Origin of the sequence: Helicobacter cinaedi PAGU611 (assembly GCF_000284635.1) — a bacterium.
In the GTDB taxonomy this organism is placed as follows: Bacteria; Campylobacterota; Campylobacteria; order Campylobacterales; family Helicobacteraceae; genus Helicobacter_C; species Helicobacter_C cinaedi.
The window spans coordinates 1,890,033-1,905,163 of record NC_017761.1 but is presented as its reverse complement, the minus strand read 5'-3'; the positions used below and the strand labels follow the sequence as shown (position 1 = coordinate 1,905,163).

The following is a 15,131-nucleotide window of genomic DNA, read 5'->3' as shown; positions in this document are numbered from 1 at the left end:
GTCTTTTGATTTCTTGTGGTATTTCTCTATTATTTTCTAAGTTTTTTTCTATAAGCTCGGTAAGACCTTGGTATTGCTTATGAAGAAGTTGAGATTTTTCTTCGCTTTTTAAGAGTTGATTAGCTTCTGCTGTTGTGAATCCATCCGCTTCTTGATAGATTGCCTTATATTCCTCACTTCTTCTTCCAATGCTTCCGCCATATCGGCTAATCGCTCCGCTTCGTCTGATTCTCTCTTGGTTCTCTCTACTCTCACCTTTGAATATTTCAGTAATTCTTCCATTATGTGTGGAGGAATCTCTGCTTCTAGGAATGCTAATAGTTTTGGGTTGTTGCGTGAATCCTCTTGTGATTTATCTTTCAATGCTTCTTGCTCTTGCAGGGCTTTTTCATACTCATAGAGAGCTTGTTTCTCTTGGGCTTGTTTTATATCTTGTTGTTCCTGCTCTGAAATTTGTGGTTCTTGTGATTCTTGAGCCTGTTGTTGTGGCTCTTGTGTGGTTTGCATTGTTTGTGGATTTGGTGGAGTAGGTTGGGCTTCTTGTGGTGTCTCTTTCATATCAATGATTTGAGTTTGTTTGTTTTCTATTTCAATAGGTTTTCCATTTGTGGGGTCAAACTTCCAATTTAGCTTTCTTAAGGAATCTTTTTCTTTAAAGTAATAAGCAGCTTTAATCTTAATGGGCTTTGCCTTATGCCCTGATACAAGGATAATAATTTCATCATTTGGGATATTTAAAATATCTTGAGCGGTAATAAGCTCTGTTCCCTCCAAATGCGATAGCTCCATCTTTGGTGCTATGACTTCTTGCTTCTCTTGTGTATTTGCCTATTTGTTTTGAGACATTTTCCGCAGAATCCGCATCATTCATTTTAAAAAGGATTTGAAAGGCAATGGTGTCAGTCATTGTTTTTAAATCATCTTCGCCGTAGTATTTTTTAATTAGTCCATAAGATTGTGTGATATAGAGCGGTACAATGCCATAGCTTCTACAAAGAGCTGGCATTTCTAACAAAAATGGCATTTTTCCAAAGCGTATAAACTCATCAAGCACGAGATAAATTCTCTCATCTAATTTTTTACTTTCTTTTGTCATTAGATTTTTGGCAATAGATTCTAAAAGCACACGGATAAGCGATTTAAGCGTATCAATATCAGTTTGTGCGATTTTAATGTAGAGTGTAATGTTCTTGCTTCTTAAGTCATCATATTCAAAGCTCATAGCATTTGTAGCATCTCTTACTTGATAACTTGCAAACACGCTCATTACACGATTAAATGTAGATTTGATACTTGAAAACTCTTCATCAGCAGCATTTGCCCACGCTCTTGCATAGTTTCTTACAACTTCATCAAGTGTTTCAATGCCTTTTTCTTTGTTGGCTTGTATTTGCTCAAAGCTTTCATATTCCCAATTTAAAGGATTCTTAACATCTGCATATTTTTGGTCAGCACATTGCGAGTAAAAAAGCTTTTCAGGATTGGCATCAAGGTTTAACTCTCTTTTTTGAGTTTTTTCATTAAAATCCCAAAGTTTTGAATAATAGGGCGACTTTTCTTCTATGAGAGGTTTATAGTCTTTAACAGGGGCTGTGGCAATATCAAAAAAATTGCTTTCATTTTTGGTGCAAATATCATAAAGGGCATAAAATGTAAAAAGCTCCCTTGCTTTTGCAATCCAATGCGGATCGCTGTCTTGTTCTTCTACAAATATTGTATTTGCAATCTCATCTACAAGGCGTTTTTTAGCATTAAAATCTAGTTTTTTTACGATTTTATTATCAAAAGGATTAAATTTAAGGTTATTATCCTTGCCTAGTGGGTTAAAGATATATATTTCATTATTAAACGCCTTTTGTCTATATCCTGCTGTGAGATCGCAAAGCTCCCCTTTAATATCAAGCACCACACAACTTGTAGGTAAATTCAATAGATTGGGTATTGCCACAGCTGCTGATTTACCAGCTCCGGGTGGTGCTACAATAAGTGCTGATAGAGGGGCATCATAATAGACTTTTCTTTGCTTCCATAAGTCTTTATAAATACCTAAGAGAAAACCGCCTCTACTAAAGTTTGTATCAAGCATAGGCGTGGTTGTTACAAATCCAAAATCTAAGAATTTTCTAAAAGCTTTCCAATATTTTTGTGGCGTGAAATTTAAGGGATTGAGTAAGCCAAAAAAGTCTTTTATAAGCTTATTCAAATGAAAATCGCTTTTTTCTATGTCGTGTTGATTAGCCCATCTTGCCTTGCCGTGAGAATCAAGGCTCTTTTTGGGTTTAAGAAACATAAAAATAAAGATAGGTGGGAAGAATGATACTCCAATGGCGAGATAAACATCAAACTTCATACTGCGTTGTCCAATATTATCAATAATGAGTTCTGCAAAGTCTATAAGCTCCCAAAAATCATTTTTGTTCTATGGGTTGCTCTTTAGGATAGAGTGGTTGAGCATTCTTTTTTGTCCTCTCCATTGTCTTAAGAAAAGTTTTTAGAAGTTCTTTAAGGCTTATTACCTCTTCTTTGGTATCTATGAGATTCTGTTTGGTATCAAGTAAAAACTCTTTGTTGTCTGTTAGAGCTTTGAGTTCGTTAGGGTCATTAAGATTTGCGAGATTTAAGCGATAAGCAATTTGATTAAGATTGCTAAATGTGGCATTAATATCAAGATAGAGTTTTTTATTGAAGTTAATAAGCTGCGTGATTTGATCTAGATATTTGTTTTGAGTATCAAAGCTTTGTGCTATACTCTCTGGATTCTCATCAGCTTTAATAAGTAAATGCTCTATATATCGTGTTGTGTTAATTTGTTTTTTCTGTTTTTCTAATGCTTTATACGCATCTTTACTGGTAAGTATATTTAGTCTTTTGCCTGTAATGTATTTTGATTTGAATGTAGATTCTCTCATTATGTTTCCTTATTTACTATTTTTTAGAATATTTGCTAAATCTTTTTTTGACATCAAGCACATTATGGACTTCTCTTCCTTGCTCCGTTCTCTTAATTTGAATCACATAATCAATAGCAGCAATAAAATATTCTACTATCGCTTCATTTGTTGCCTCTGCTCCACTAAACTTAGCATTCATCGTAATAGCGTGGATAGCATCTTCTACACTATTGGCGTGAAGTGTGCTGATTGAGCCGCTATGCCCTGTGTTATTAAGCCTTAAAAATAGCATTGTGTTTCTTGTATCAATCTCTCCTAGCAATAATCTATCAGGCGACATACGCACACAATCATTTAAGGTTTTTTCATAAGTGTAGTTTGTGGCTTCGTTTTTTGAAACAACGATTTGCACTTTATTGAGATTATGAATGTGTAGTTCAGGAGAATCTTCTACCGTGATTATCCTATCTTCAAGTGGAATCTCATCAAGCAAAGAGTTTGCAAAACTTGTTTTGCCTGTTGCTGTTCCTCCGCTTATGAGTATGTTTTTTCTATCTCGTATGAAACCTTTTAGGTCATCAGTGGATTAATCTTAAAATTCTCAAGTGGGAATTTTTTATCACTTGGGATTCTTATATTAATACTTATGCAATTATTAGCTGTAATGCTTGGGTGCAAAGCATTGACACGATACCTAGAATTTGGATAGAGCAAGATAAATGCGACACATCAATATTGAAAAATAAGTTTCTAGCAGTGGCAAGTTGCTCGCAGAAGTTAAGCAAGAAACGCTCATCAAACTCTTCATCTACAATTTTTTCCCACACGCCATTTTTGGCAATCCAAAGCTCTTTTTCCTGATTAAAGGCAATTTCATTGATGTCATTGATAAATATTTATCAAGCTTTCCCAAAAGGGTTTCAAGTATTTTTGAACGCATAATTATCCTTAGAGTTGTATTTGCTCATTGAGCTTTTTAATGCGTGCATACTTTTTTTCAACCTTGTCCTGTAAAGCCTTTAGCTCTTTGACCTCCTTTTCTATCACAATCATTGTGCTAAACTTGCTTTTTTTCACATTAATATCCTCCATAAGAGCATTAATCTCATTTGTGGATACGCTGTTGTTTGGTATTTTATTTAACTCTTCCATTTGTTACTCCTTTTTTAGATTTTTTTGCCTATTGTTGTGCCTGTGATACCTATGATTTATGATTCTTGCTTCATTGTGTCCTCCTTAAAATTTATAATTTAATTCGCTTGTGCAAGTCCAGCAGCTAAAATTTTGGCAATTTGCTCCTTTTTGATAAAAGTTTGTAATCCAATCATTAAAATCTTTACTCAATTTTGTTTGCTCATCTTTGTAGAATCCCTCATTGAGTTCATAGTAATTAAGGGCTTTTTCATCAAGATTTAGAGTGTTTTCTCCTATTTTTACTTCTCTAAATGTCTTTTTAAATGTAGCTCCGCTTGGATCTTGATTTTGTTTATATTCACTGCCATCAGGTCGCAAATACACCTTATATGAAGTTACATCTTTTAAAACATAGGTGGTTGTCCATTTGGTAGTTCCTAGATGATTTTGTCCGCAAGCAGTTCTATTACATCTATCTAGATTCAAAAATCCACATTTTTCTGTGTAAGTGTATGTGGTATTTTGCTTTTTATTAATTACAAAATTTTTAGGAGGCTCTCTACTGATTTCCTTTTCCTTATAAGTAGAGCTTAAATCTTGATATTTCATTATGTATTCACTCTTTTTGCCCCCTTGCACTGAAAAATCACAGCTTGTAACAGGCACTTCTTTATAATCTACTTGGTCATAAAATGTAATTTCTGTCCTTTTCTTACCTTGTAAAAGCACATCATCCATTTCCCAATCGCCACAAGCTTTTTCTACATAGTCAAACTCCGCATCAGTTTTTACGCCTTTTGTAATGTAGTGTTGCTCTTTTGTGTATGGATCTATATAGTATTGATTGACTATTCTTCTTGCTTTTTTGGTTTTGTCATTTTTTTCATAATCCACTAGCTCTTCTTTGATATTGCCATAGGCGATACAATCTGTTGCCTCGTGGATTAGTCCATCAATGCCACGAAAGAGAATCTGCGTTACAAAAAAGCTTCCCTTTCCCCCTCCATAGTCTTTATCTGTTGTTTCTAGCTCACATCGTGCGTCATCTTTGTAGAGATCCACTCTGTATTCATCTCCAACTAAATCCACGCAATCACCCACGGTCTGCACCTTGTTTTCATTATCTACATAGTAGAATTGTGTTTGTTTAATGGCTTTGCTATTTACAAAATCAAAGCGATACTCGCATTTTGTGTCATCTCGCACTGCCATTTTCTCTACACAATTCCCATCTTTATCAACGATTGATAATTTGATTTGATTTTCTAAAAATTCAGGCACTTTACAATATTGAGCACTCCACTTTGAATCAGTTTGTGTGCCATCATCGCCCGTTGTGCTTGAACTAATAGGAATATATGGAATCTGTCCTGATGTGGTTTGCCCTCCCACAGATATATTTCCTACACTTGAGCCTTGAGAACCTTGAGAGCTTGAGCTTTGAGATTGTTGAGCTTTTTTAGCTGCTTGATTATTGCTTTCCCCTTTAGCATCATTTTGCAATATTGTTGCAAATTCTTTAAATTCATTAGGATTCTCGCCCTTTAATGTAATAAGAGAGCCTTTTGGCAGCTTTGCATTTTCACTTTTTAATTGCCTTACTATGCTGGGAGGTTGTTTTAATGTAAAAAGTCTGCCATTTTGGCTTAATCTATCAATGCTAAAGATGACTTTCTTGTTATTTACACGATATGTGCCTATGCCTTGCATTTTTTGATTATCGTATGTAATATTGGCAGTCAATGTGCCACTTGCATTTCTAAAGCTTATTTCATCTTCAAGAGCAATTTCTATCTTAGCATACGCTAAACTTAGGACTAACACTAAAACTAGAAGTAGCTTTTTCATTCATATCTCCTTTTATCTAATGGAATCTTCATAAGGATATTCTTCTAAAGTTGGTTTTTCTACCTCTTTAACTTTAACTTCATTGAAGAATCTCGCGAGAGTCTCATTATTTTTTGGTATGGGGATAAAAATATCCTGACTTGGTGCAATAAAGATTCGTGATCCCTCTCTAATTGTGATAATGGGCTGAATCTTAATTTGTTCTTGGATTATGCGTTGAATGATTGAAGAAACATCTTGTCGCATACCTGATAGGATTTGACTTTGCATATATGCGTTTGCAATGTCTGTATTGCTTGTTTTGTTGTCTGGATTCTGATTCATAGCATTAACCGCTAAAAGAAGCCCATTTGATAGGGTAGAAAGGCTAAGTGGTATGCCATAGCGTTCAAAATTGCGACTATGCACTTCTCCTACTAAGCCATTATAACCTTTCACATCAGCACCTTTGGCATCTGTTAGCATAATGTTAATGCCTTGCGGCGTGATAATGCGTGTCCAAATAACTTGTAAGCGATATTCTCCTATCTTATTGTTGTTTTGGTAAAAGCCAATAACTCTTGAGCCTTTAGGGATAAGCACTGCACGCCCCATAGCTCCGTAAATATTACTTTCTACTTGTGCGACTACATTACCCGCAAGTTGAGACGAAATAGGGCGCACTAAGAATGCAGGTATCATTCTATCCGCTGTAATAGTTCTCAATAATTTATGTTCATTTGATCCCTCATCTTTGGCATCTAGGTTTGTAAAACTATCTACCCCATATTCTTTGTTTTGTTGCGGTTCTTCAGGCTGTGGAATCTCAAAGCGTGAAGCAAGTAAATCATTGATTTTTTGTTGTTTTAGCGAAGCTTTTTTACTATCAAATTTTTGATTTTCAACTGCTACGGCATCGCCTATAAGGTTTCCATCCTCATCATAGAATAAATAAGGATTTTTTTGATTATTTGCTCCATTTTCATTTTGGGTTGTATTTTCTTGTAGATTCTTATCTTTATCTTTCCCAAATGGGTCTCTTTTACCCCTACCTATAACATTGCCATCTTTGTCTTGTGTTGTAAAATTGCCATTTTCATCTTCTATAATCTTGTTACCATTCTTATCGGTGGTAATTCTTTTGCCATCATCTACAATAACCTTATTCCCATCCTTATCATAGAAAACTAGATTGCCTTGCTCATCTCGTTTGACTTCCACGCCACTTTGAGAATATATCTTTTCTTCAGGTTTAAGATATTTTCTATTGCCATTCTCATCTAAGGTATAGGGTCTGCCTTGCTCATCAAGGTAGATTCTGTTCCCATCTTTATCATAAAGTATGGGGTTAGCCTCGCGGTGTGGCACAATCCCCACCAATGCTTAAAGCTTCTTGTTTTAAAATATTTAAAGCTTCAAAGCTTAAGTCCTTAATCTCAAAGCCTAGAATCTGGGACTCTTTTTGTTGTGTTCATCTTCTTCAAGATTTGTCATAGCAATCTTGCTTATACTTCTATCTTTGCTTACAAATACTGTAAATGCTGGGTCTCTTCTATTAGTAAAATGGGTTGAAAAGATATAAAAGGTATAGATTGTGCCGCTTTCGCCAATGACAATGATAAGTGTGCCTATGGCAACAAGAGCTGTTTTAACCCAGCTAAAGATTTTTGTAACCATACTATTTAAGTCAGCACATAGTGCAACTTCTGGGAGCAGCATTGAAATTGCTGTGATAACTAAAAATTTAAACACTAAAGATTTTCTATCTTGTCCTTGCATTGTGATCGGTCTCATTTTTTTTCTCCTTCGAAATTAAAATTAAGCTGCCATCAGCTTGAGTGATTTTTTGAGATTCGCCCTGATGATCTGTTGATGATAGGGGTGAAAGACTAGGAAGACTCTTACCTGTGATTTGCTCGTAGGTAAGAAGTGCTGTAAATTGTGAATTGTGTGTGTTTTCAAACTCAACGATGATGTTTTTGTAGCTTTTTGTTTTTGTTTGACTTGGGGCTAATCTCCATTGCTCTTCATCAAGCTTAAATTTTTTCTCTTGCAGCCCTTGAGTTTTGATTATCTTGTTAATGATGTTTTGTATATTCTTGTAGAATCTCGTTGGTATTTCTGCTGTTGGGGTTGGAATGTTGATTCCACAAGATGAAGTGCTTTGAGTTTGTTTTTGTTCTGTCTCTGTCTCTGCATTTTCTGCCTTAGAGATTGCAGCTCCATAATCAAAAATCTCTACTGCATAAAGCTGTCCTTTCTTAGATTGGACTTTAAGCAAGTTAAGATTCTCTAATTGCTTTAGCCAAGATTTGATTGTTTTTTCGCAAATATCAAACTCATAGGAAGTATCTAAAATATTGAAAATTACTCTTCGTGTGCTTCTTAGAGAAGATTTTTCAATTAACCACATAAGAAACAAAAATATTTTTGGATTCTTATATGCTTTGAAGTAAGGAAGTAAGAGTTTATAAGTTTTTGCGAGAATAAACTCTCGTTTTAATGCCAAGTTCAAGTCTTTGGTGGAAATGTAAGACATTCATTGCTCCATTTCTCCTAAAACTTAGAGTTCGCTTTAAAATACAACTTGGGTATAAATTTATTATTTTTACCAAGATGTTTTTGTTCTAAGCCGTGATGTGTGATAGTAAGATTCTCTTTAAACCCCAGCTTTCGTAACGCTGCACAAATACCACTTATCGCCCCAATATTTGGGTCGTGAGATAAGGTATTTGCTTTAAAAAGTCTTGCACTTATAAAGATTATATCTTTAATTTTGTGGATGTTAAGTGGAGTATTATTTTTTGGTGGTTTTCTCATTGAGTTTTTATAGGCTACCAATTCTTCAATGTTTTCAAAAGGTTTTAAAATCTCATTATTTTCTCCAAAGTCTTTTCCCATAATCTCCACACCTAAAGTGCGTAAAATCCTTGTGCCAAAAATTGAAGTTTGTGTGGGTTTTTTGAGTTCAGTTTTAAGATTATAAAGCATAATTTTTGTTGTCTGTGGATAAAAATTGTTAAGATAGACAAATTTAGTAATGCGTTGATATACGCCTGTATTTCGGCTTTCACTATCATTTGTCTTTGTCTCTTCAATCGCATAAAGTGGAATATCTTTAGGAGTAGGCTCATTCTCTTGAAAAAACACAAGATAATCTACAAAACTACTCGTCCCACTTACAATTTTGACATAGATTTTTTTAAGCCCATTGCACGACACGCCTAGAATCTCATAACTAAAGGTAAAGCAATTCTCTTTAACAATGGGCAAAATCTTAAGCGTATCTATAAAAGCACAAAACTTTTTATCCTGTAAAAATCTCGTAATGACAGTATGCAACACTTCCTGTTTTGGTCGCTCTTCTGTGAGAATATAGAGATTCATTGTTTGCCTTTGTGTTTTGTAGGGATTATACCACAGAATCTTGCGTAAAAAATCCTTGATAAATGATGAAATTTGAGTGTAAAAAGTCATTGATGATAATATGACTGAACTCTTTCTTTTTAGCAAAATACTCACTCACAACCCCTGTGCCACCAAACACATCAAAAAAGCTAAGATTTTTCTTAATTTTATAATCAAACACTTGCAAAATGCTTTCATCAATGGCATTTAAAAGCTTTGTTTTAGCTCCTGTATAGCGGCGATTTGAGAGAGAAAACATTATAGCCTTTCAATTTAAAAGATTCTAAGCAAAGATTATCAAAGCAAAATTATACAATATTTGCGTAAGCATTGCCTGCGTGGGTTTTTTAGATTCTGCATATAGAATCTAAAGCGTGTTTATTTTGCCCTACCCTTAGAATCTAGGGACCATTGATATGTCGTGTTGTTTGGATTTAGATAGTCAATGCCTGTTTTTATCATCTCATTATACAGGGCGATTTTCATCTTCATTTTTTTACGGGCGATATGCAGGATTTCAAGCTCTTTGTTTAACAAATCAAAATGCCGCTCTAATAGCTCTTTTCTCTCTTTTGCAGTCTCTATGCCACCCATTGTAAGCTTAATATAATGCTTAATGTCATCTATACTCATACTGCAACTCCGCAAACAATCCACCCATTCCACCCACACAATATCACTTTTTGCAAAATAACGCACCCCATTTTCATCGCGTTCCACAAAGGGGAATAGCCCCTTATCAAGCCAGAATCTTATCTTTCTTGAAGGGATATTTGTCGCTCTCTCAACTTCTATGATTGTATATGCCATTTGTTGTCCTTTATAGCATTTTTATCGCATAAAGATTTAAGCTAAATTTATACCCTTATAGATTCTCATTCCTTTTACGCCCCTAGCACCACTTTTCTAAATTCTTTTTTAAAATCTTCTTCTTTTGCTTTACTAAAAAACCCAAGTCCCCTTAGCCTTAGATTCTTAGCATTCTTCTCCCTCTCTCTCACGCTTACAAGCTCACTCTCTAAATCTAGCAAAAGATTCTCTTTCCACTTATCATTAGATTCTAGTTGCTCCCCCTTAGCCTCTATCACGCATTCAAATAGCACTTCCTTATTATCCCCACTCACACCAAAAAACACAAAATCCGGGTTAAACCCCCGCACTTCCCCCACATTATCCCTGCCAAAAAGCTTAAATTCGCTAAAGCATTCATTGCGTATCACGCACCAGTGCTGATATGTTTCATCTAGCCTATCTTTATAGCCATTGATAAAGTCTAAAAACGCCCCTTCATAGCTAGAATCCGCTTTTAGCATTTTGTCATACACTAGCCATTGATATTTGCTTTTTTCTAGCTCTTTTTCACTCCATAGATCTCTAGCCCTTAGCGTAAAATACTTTATCCTAAATGGCTCTATCTCCCACTTTGCACCCTTAGCGTTTAGAATCTCTTTTAGCCTTTTTACTATGAAAGTTGCGATATGCAGTTGCGATGCTCTGCTAAATTCCTGCTTTTTGTGAAATCGCACTTCTAGCGTATATAAATGCTTCTCTATAAACTCCCTCTTACTCCCCACTTCACGCAGATTTTTTAGCATATTAAAGCCTATGTTCTCTTTATTCATCGCTTTTAAAAACACGGCTTTATTGATAGATTTTAAGCTCTTTATAGCAAATTCATCTTCGCTAAATTCTTGCTTTTTATAGGCTTCTACTTGTGATTTTTCCCTGCTTCCTAGTAGCGGTATAGAGAGTGTGCTTATAGTATTTTCTATCTCTTTTGCTTTGTAGAACAAACTCTCATTTTCCTTAAGCTTTCTTATATCATTGCTCATTATAGGTAAGCTTAGATTCTCATCGTGTCTTGCAATATCTTTAGCAACATCTTTAGAATCTTGTGTCGCATTTTTAGCAAACTCCCTTGCAAGTGTGAGTGCCTTTTCTTGTGGGGTTAGAATATAGCGTTTCCTTGTATCTTGTGCGGGTGTGCCTTGATTTTCTAGCTCTTTTTGTAAAGCAGTGATATAGCTACTCTCATTAAAGGAATGATAGCTTAAAGCCTCTAGCACATCTAAGGCATTTTGCTCATTGTCAAACTTCCTTTTATCCACTTCATAGCCCTCTTTATAGTAAAAGGGATAATACCTTGCCCCTCTCCCTATAAGCTGGGCATTGCTCGTTGTTTTATTATTATCCTTAGCATTATCAAGTCGCACGATGTCATAGAGATTTAGCACATCCCAGCCCTCATTTAGCCTATCTACGGCAAATATCACACGCAAAGCATTATCTCTAGATTCTAGAGTATTGACCCTTTTTTGATTTGCTTCTAAGTCTTTTTCATCATTCATATTTATGCAGTAGCTTTTATCAAAACTAGCCTTTATATGCTCCGCTACTTTGAACGCGTAGTTTTCAAACGCCTTTTCAAAGTAGCCCTTTGCCCTTTGCAGTAGCTCATCTCCACTAGAATCCACATTTTGCAAAAATCTCTCAATCTCTCTAGAATCTAGCTTTTCTAAAAACTCATAAAAGTCCTTTTCATTCTCTTTTGACTTAGCGATACTCCCACTTTTAAAGAGTATCACAGGCTTGACATACACGCTAGAATCTCTGCCTACAAACTGCCGAAAAAGGCTCAAAATACACGCTCCTAAAAATAGCTCCTTTAGCTCCCTGCTCTCATATTTGACTAAAAAGATTTTCTTACTATATCTATCGTTATAAAACTGCTTCAATGCGTATTCATACACGATTTTATCTCTATATTTGTTTAGGACGCTTTCATCATTTGGGATTGTCGCGCTAAATTCTAGCAAGAGATTTTCGCTATTTTGCCCTAAAGCACTTTTTATCGTCCCCTCCCAGCTTTGCTTTTCTATTTCTTGTGCTTTAGTTAGCCTACTTTTGGTATCTGTGTTTAGATGATGTGCTTCATCAGCGATAAGCACGATTTTACGCCCTTTTAAATCCGCTAAAGTTAGGCTATTTTCTCTCTCTTGGGTAAAAAGTGAATGCAGTCCTTGAATGGTATTAAAGCTTATATTTATGCTTTCACTATCACACGCACTAAAGCTATCCACACTCCTTACTTCCACGCGTTTAGAATCTATGATAATACTCTCACTAAAGAGATATTTGCTACTTGTTTTATCGCAAAAATTATCCCTAGTCTTTTCCACAATCGCATTAGAATTCACAAAAAACACAAACTCCCTATATCCCCTTTTATACAAGTCCAGCATTAACGCCGCCATTATGAGCGTTTTCCCACTGCCTGTTGCCATATTAAACATTAAGTGATTGCCATAGTGATTACTCTCACTTTTGCCTATGCTACTCTCACTATCAGCGATAAGTTCCCTTTGTGCGAGATAATACTTTAATGCTTCTTTTTGATACTCTCTTAGCTCTTTGCTTAGATTATCTGTGATATAGCTTGGGATTTCAAGCTTTTTCAAATGCCTTTCGCCATATTCTTTTGCAATTTGGTCTTGTAGCTTTTGTGTATTTTCACTCATCATTTTCCCCATAAAAGATTTTATTTAGCTCCCTTAGTTCATCACTTACCCCATACTCACTATCATCTATATCATCATACAAAACATAATCCATATTAGAATCTAAAATCGCATATAAAACCTTTCGCTTCTCATCAAGGCTTAATGCGCAAAATTCTTTATCCTTTAGCATTGCTTGTATATCCACTCTATAATCTACAAAGGCTTTAGATTCTAAATCGTTGTAGATTTTTTCTAGCTCTTTTTCTATACTTGTCATATTGAGCGATAGCGAAATATCTTTATGCAAATCTTTTGTAGATTCTACATTTTTAGATACTTCGCAAGGCTTGGTATGACAAGGGGCAGTATGACAAGCTAAATTTTGTATTTTCTCTTTATACACCACATTCAAAGGCATTAACTTGCAGTAGATAAAGCTCCCACCTCCTTGCCAATTTACCGCTTTACTAATCCCTCCTTGCTCCCCTGCTACCACCTTTTTAAGCCGCTCTTTTGTGATAGATTCTATATAGTCCATTTGCTCTATCCCTATCCAGCGTCTATTCATTTTCATAGCTACTGCTAGCGTTGTGCCGCTTCCAGCAAAAAAGTCCATTACTAAATCAGGCGTTGGCTTTTGTGTGCTTTTGCGGGAGTCTGCGTTGTCGGCTCGGTCATTTATGTTTAATAAACTCCCTTCGCCTCCACCTTGACAACCCACAAAATCATCACAAAATCCTTCCGCCACCGCCCTTGTAGATATTTCAATAATATATTTCATAAGTGCTTCTGGTTTTGGATTATTAAACACTTTTGTATCAAAAAGGGCTTTATTTTCCTTGCTTCCTACGCCACTTCCCACAAAGTCAGCAAAGCTTTTGGGCGGATTTTCCTTTTCTATTATCGCATAGTAGTTGCCATTTTCATCTTGTTTGACTTGTTTAGAATCTAGCCACTCTTTTTTTACAACAATATAGCCATTATTATTTCTACGAATAAGAATATCATTTTTAGAAGTGTTAAATTTGTCCAACGCCCAAGTCCAACGCCCAAGTCCAACACCCAAGTCCAACACCCTTTTTTGGAGGACGGATTATTTCATAACCGCCCTCCAAAAAAGTGGAATCGCTGGTATAAACTTCATTTTCATCATTACTAATTTTTGCTAATTCTCTATCATAATCATCTTTTGCAAAAAAATCTTTTGTTTGCGGATTATAATAAATGCTAAATCCTAAATTTGGTCTTGCATTTAGTGTTCCACCTGCTCCACCTGTGGTAAGTCCCGCTCCCTCGTAGTAGAATCTACCTGTTTTTTCATCTTTAAAGGCTTTTACATTGACTTTTTGCTTGATTTTATAAAGGGGTTTAGATTCTATATTTTTAGCATAGCATAGGATATATTCTTGGTTTCTTTGCATTGTATCGGCATCATTTTGTGCGTTACCTTTAAGCCATACAATACAACCGACAAAATTCTCCCGCCCGAAAATCTCGTCCATTAGCACTTTTAAATAAGCCTGTTCGTTGTCATCGCATTGTATAAATATCACGCCATCATCTCTTAAAAACTCTTTTGCGATTTCAAGGCGATTTTTCATAAAAGTAAGCCAAGTGGAGTGATTGAAGTTGTCATTATAATTAAAGCTATCATTGCCTGTATTATAAGGTGGGTCAATATAAATAAGTTTTACTTGATTTGCAAACTTCTTTTTTAAAGAGTGCAGAGCTAAAAGGTTATTGCCTTTGATTAAGAGATTAGCATTGTTAAGATTTTCTTTTAAATCCCCTTGCCCTATAAGCTCAAAATTTTGCAAAGCTTTTGGAGAAAATAAAATATCAATCTCACTTCTAGCCAACACTTCATTAAAAAATATTTCCTTGCTCTTTTGCTCATCTTTGCTTTGTGCGCCCTTTAAAACGCAGTCTTTAAAGGGGAAGTTTAGCACGACTTTTGAAGTGTTTTCAAAGCTAGATTCTAACTGCAAACCGATTTTATTACTAAAAGCAGTGTAGGATTTATTAAGCATTCTAAGCTTTAAAAAGTCTAAAAACTTATCCTTTTCAAAGACTGCTACGCTATCAACTCTAGTGAAAAACCGCTCTCTAAACTCGGCATTTTCTAGCAAAAAGCTTAAAAGCTCTCTATTAGAATCTATGGCTAGAGTGCGAAGATTCTCTATGCTTTGAAACTTCTCTTGCAAGGTTTGTAGTAGATTATGCTCTTTGTGTGTTGCTTTTTGCATTGTGTATCCTTTAAAAGCTTGGTAATTACTGCATAAAATTGTAGCCAAAGATTGATAATTGCAGGATTTTCTCAAAGAAACTAGGCTTTGTGTGTCTAAAAAAACTTACGCTTTGTTCTCTCAAA

16 protein-coding genes are annotated in these 15,131 nt (G+C 35.3%); all 16 read right to left on the bottom strand.

Going from position 1 to position 15,131, the window contains the following annotated elements:
* Nucleotides 1–108 precede the first annotated feature (108 nt).
* The 16 genes from HCN_RS12220 to HCN_RS12630 all read right to left on the bottom strand — a co-directional run bounded on the left by HCN_RS12220 (nt 109) and on the right by HCN_RS12630 (nt 15,006).
* Nucleotides 109–774, bottom strand: coding sequence for a hypothetical protein (locus HCN_RS12220; protein WP_014667372.1), 666 nt, complete (start codon nt 772–774; stop codon nt 109–111).
* Nucleotides 722–2,350 carry a type IV secretory system conjugative DNA transfer family protein gene (locus HCN_RS10880; RefSeq protein WP_232501867.1) on the bottom strand — a complete coding sequence of 543 codons (1,629 nt, stop codon included), beginning with the start codon at nt 2,348–2,350 and terminating at the stop codon, nt 722–724. The genes HCN_RS12220 and HCN_RS10880 overlap by 53 nt, the downstream gene beginning before the upstream one ends.
* A 58-nt stretch (nt 2,351–2,408) precedes the next feature.
* Entirely contained in the window at nt 2,409–2,909 is a 501-nt protein-coding gene (locus tag HCN_RS09620) for a hypothetical protein (protein ID WP_014667370.1), read from the bottom strand.
* 16 nt (nt 2,910–2,925) lie between these two features.
* Nucleotides 2,926–3,429 carry a CpaF/VirB11 family protein gene (locus HCN_RS12215; protein WP_231997629.1) on the bottom strand — a complete coding sequence of 168 codons (504 nt, stop codon included), beginning with the start codon at nt 3,427–3,429 and terminating at the stop codon, nt 2,926–2,928.
* A gap of 106 nt (nt 3,430–3,535) precedes the next feature.
* A complete protein-coding gene (locus HCN_RS12210; RefSeq protein ID WP_231997559.1) occupies nt 3,536–3,718 on the bottom strand; it encodes a hypothetical protein in 183 nt (60 codons plus the stop codon).
* Between the two features lie 121 nt (nt 3,719–3,839).
* Nucleotides 3,840–4,043, bottom strand: a complete 204-nt coding sequence (locus HCN_RS09610; RefSeq protein WP_014667368.1) for a hypothetical protein — start codon at nt 4,041–4,043, stop codon at nt 3,840–3,842.
* 84 nt (nt 4,044–4,127) lie between these two features.
* Nucleotides 4,128–5,873 (bottom strand): hypothetical protein, encoded by a 1,746-nt coding sequence (locus HCN_RS09605; protein WP_014667367.1) that lies wholly within the window; start codon nt 5,871–5,873, stop codon nt 4,128–4,130.
* A gap of 12 nt (nt 5,874–5,885) precedes the next feature.
* Complete coding sequence (locus tag HCN_RS09600) at nt 5,886–7,220, bottom strand: DNA type IV secretion system protein ComB10 (protein ID WP_232501866.1); 1,335 nt, start codon at nt 7,218–7,220, stop codon at nt 5,886–5,888.
* A gap of 75 nt (nt 7,221–7,295) precedes the next feature.
* Complete coding sequence (locus HCN_RS12205; RefSeq protein ID WP_014667365.1) at nt 7,296–7,646, bottom strand: hypothetical protein; 351 nt, start codon at nt 7,644–7,646, stop codon at nt 7,296–7,298.
* Nucleotides 7,615–8,391: a hypothetical protein gene (locus HCN_RS09590; RefSeq protein WP_014667364.1), complete on the bottom strand. Its 777-nt coding sequence runs from the start codon at nt 8,389–8,391 to the stop codon at nt 7,615–7,617. Before HCN_RS09590 ends, HCN_RS12205 begins: the two co-directional genes overlap by 32 nt.
* 17 nt (nt 8,392–8,408) lie before the next feature.
* Nucleotides 8,409–9,239: a hypothetical protein gene (locus HCN_RS09585; protein WP_014667363.1), complete on the bottom strand. Its 831-nt coding sequence runs from the start codon at nt 9,237–9,239 to the stop codon at nt 8,409–8,411.
* A 25-nt stretch (nt 9,240–9,264) separates the two neighbouring features.
* On the bottom strand, nt 9,265–9,519 hold the full coding sequence (locus HCN_RS09580; RefSeq protein WP_002955894.1) for a DNA adenine methylase: 255 nt from the start codon (nt 9,517–9,519) through the stop codon (nt 9,265–9,267).
* A 119-nt stretch (nt 9,520–9,638) separates the two neighbouring features.
* On the bottom strand, nt 9,639–10,070 hold the full coding sequence (locus HCN_RS09575; RefSeq protein WP_002955893.1) for a MerR family transcriptional regulator: 432 nt from the start codon (nt 10,068–10,070) through the stop codon (nt 9,639–9,641).
* Nucleotides 10,071–10,144: 74 nt separating this feature from the next.
* The gene (locus HCN_RS09570) at nt 10,145–12,778 is read right to left on the bottom strand and encodes a DEAD/DEAH box helicase family protein (protein WP_014667620.1); all 2,634 of its coding nucleotides are present in this window, start codon (nt 12,776–12,778) and stop codon (nt 10,145–10,147) included.
* On the bottom strand, nt 12,771–13,835 hold the full coding sequence (locus HCN_RS10875; RefSeq protein ID WP_232501865.1) for a DNA methyltransferase: 1,065 nt from the start codon (nt 13,833–13,835) through the stop codon (nt 12,771–12,773). The genes HCN_RS09570 and HCN_RS10875 overlap by 8 nt, the downstream gene beginning before the upstream one ends.
* Nucleotides 13,780–15,006, bottom strand: a complete 1,227-nt coding sequence (locus HCN_RS12630; protein ID WP_014667618.1) for a DNA methyltransferase — start codon at nt 15,004–15,006, stop codon at nt 13,780–13,782. The genes HCN_RS10875 and HCN_RS12630 overlap by 56 nt, the downstream gene beginning before the upstream one ends.
* Nucleotides 15,007–15,131: the final 125 nt, after the last annotated feature.

What these genes read in the sequence shown, in the direction of transcription:
- HCN_RS10880 (WP_232501867.1), bottom strand. Translation starts at nt 2,350, where the DNA reads ATGAAGTTTGATGTTTATCTCGCCATTGGAGTATCATTCTTCCCACCT.
- HCN_RS09620 (WP_014667370.1), bottom strand. Translation starts at nt 2,909, where the DNA reads ATGAGAGAATCTACATTCAAATCAAAATACATTACAGGCAAAAGACTA.
- HCN_RS09610 (WP_014667368.1), bottom strand. Translation starts at nt 4,043, where the DNA reads ATGGAAGAGTTAAATAAAATACCAAACAACAGCGTATCCACAAATGAG.
- HCN_RS09605 (WP_014667367.1), bottom strand. Translation starts at nt 5,873, where the DNA reads ATGAAAAAGCTACTTCTAGTTTTAGTGTTAGTCCTAAGTTTAGCGTAT.
- HCN_RS12205 (WP_014667365.1), bottom strand. Translation starts at nt 7,646, where the DNA reads ATGAGACCGATCACAATGCAAGGACAAGATAGAAAATCTTTAGTGTTT.
- HCN_RS09590 (WP_014667364.1), bottom strand. Translation starts at nt 8,391, where the DNA reads ATGTCTTACATTTCCACCAAAGACTTGAACTTGGCATTAAAACGAGAG.
- HCN_RS09585 (WP_014667363.1), bottom strand. Translation starts at nt 9,239, where the DNA reads ATGAATCTCTATATTCTCACAGAAGAGCGACCAAAACAGGAAGTGTTG.
- HCN_RS09580 (WP_002955894.1), bottom strand. Translation starts at nt 9,519, where the DNA reads ATGTTTTCTCTCTCAAATCGCCGCTATACAGGAGCTAAAACAAAGCTT.
- HCN_RS09575 (WP_002955893.1), bottom strand. Translation starts at nt 10,070, where the DNA reads ATGGCATATACAATCATAGAAGTTGAGAGAGCGACAAATATCCCTTCA.
- HCN_RS09570 (WP_014667620.1), bottom strand. Translation starts at nt 12,778, where the DNA reads ATGAGTGAAAATACACAAAAGCTACAAGACCAAATTGCAAAAGAATAT.
- HCN_RS12630 (WP_014667618.1), bottom strand. Translation starts at nt 15,006, where the DNA reads ATGCAAAAAGCAACACACAAAGAGCATAATCTACTACAAACCTTGCAA.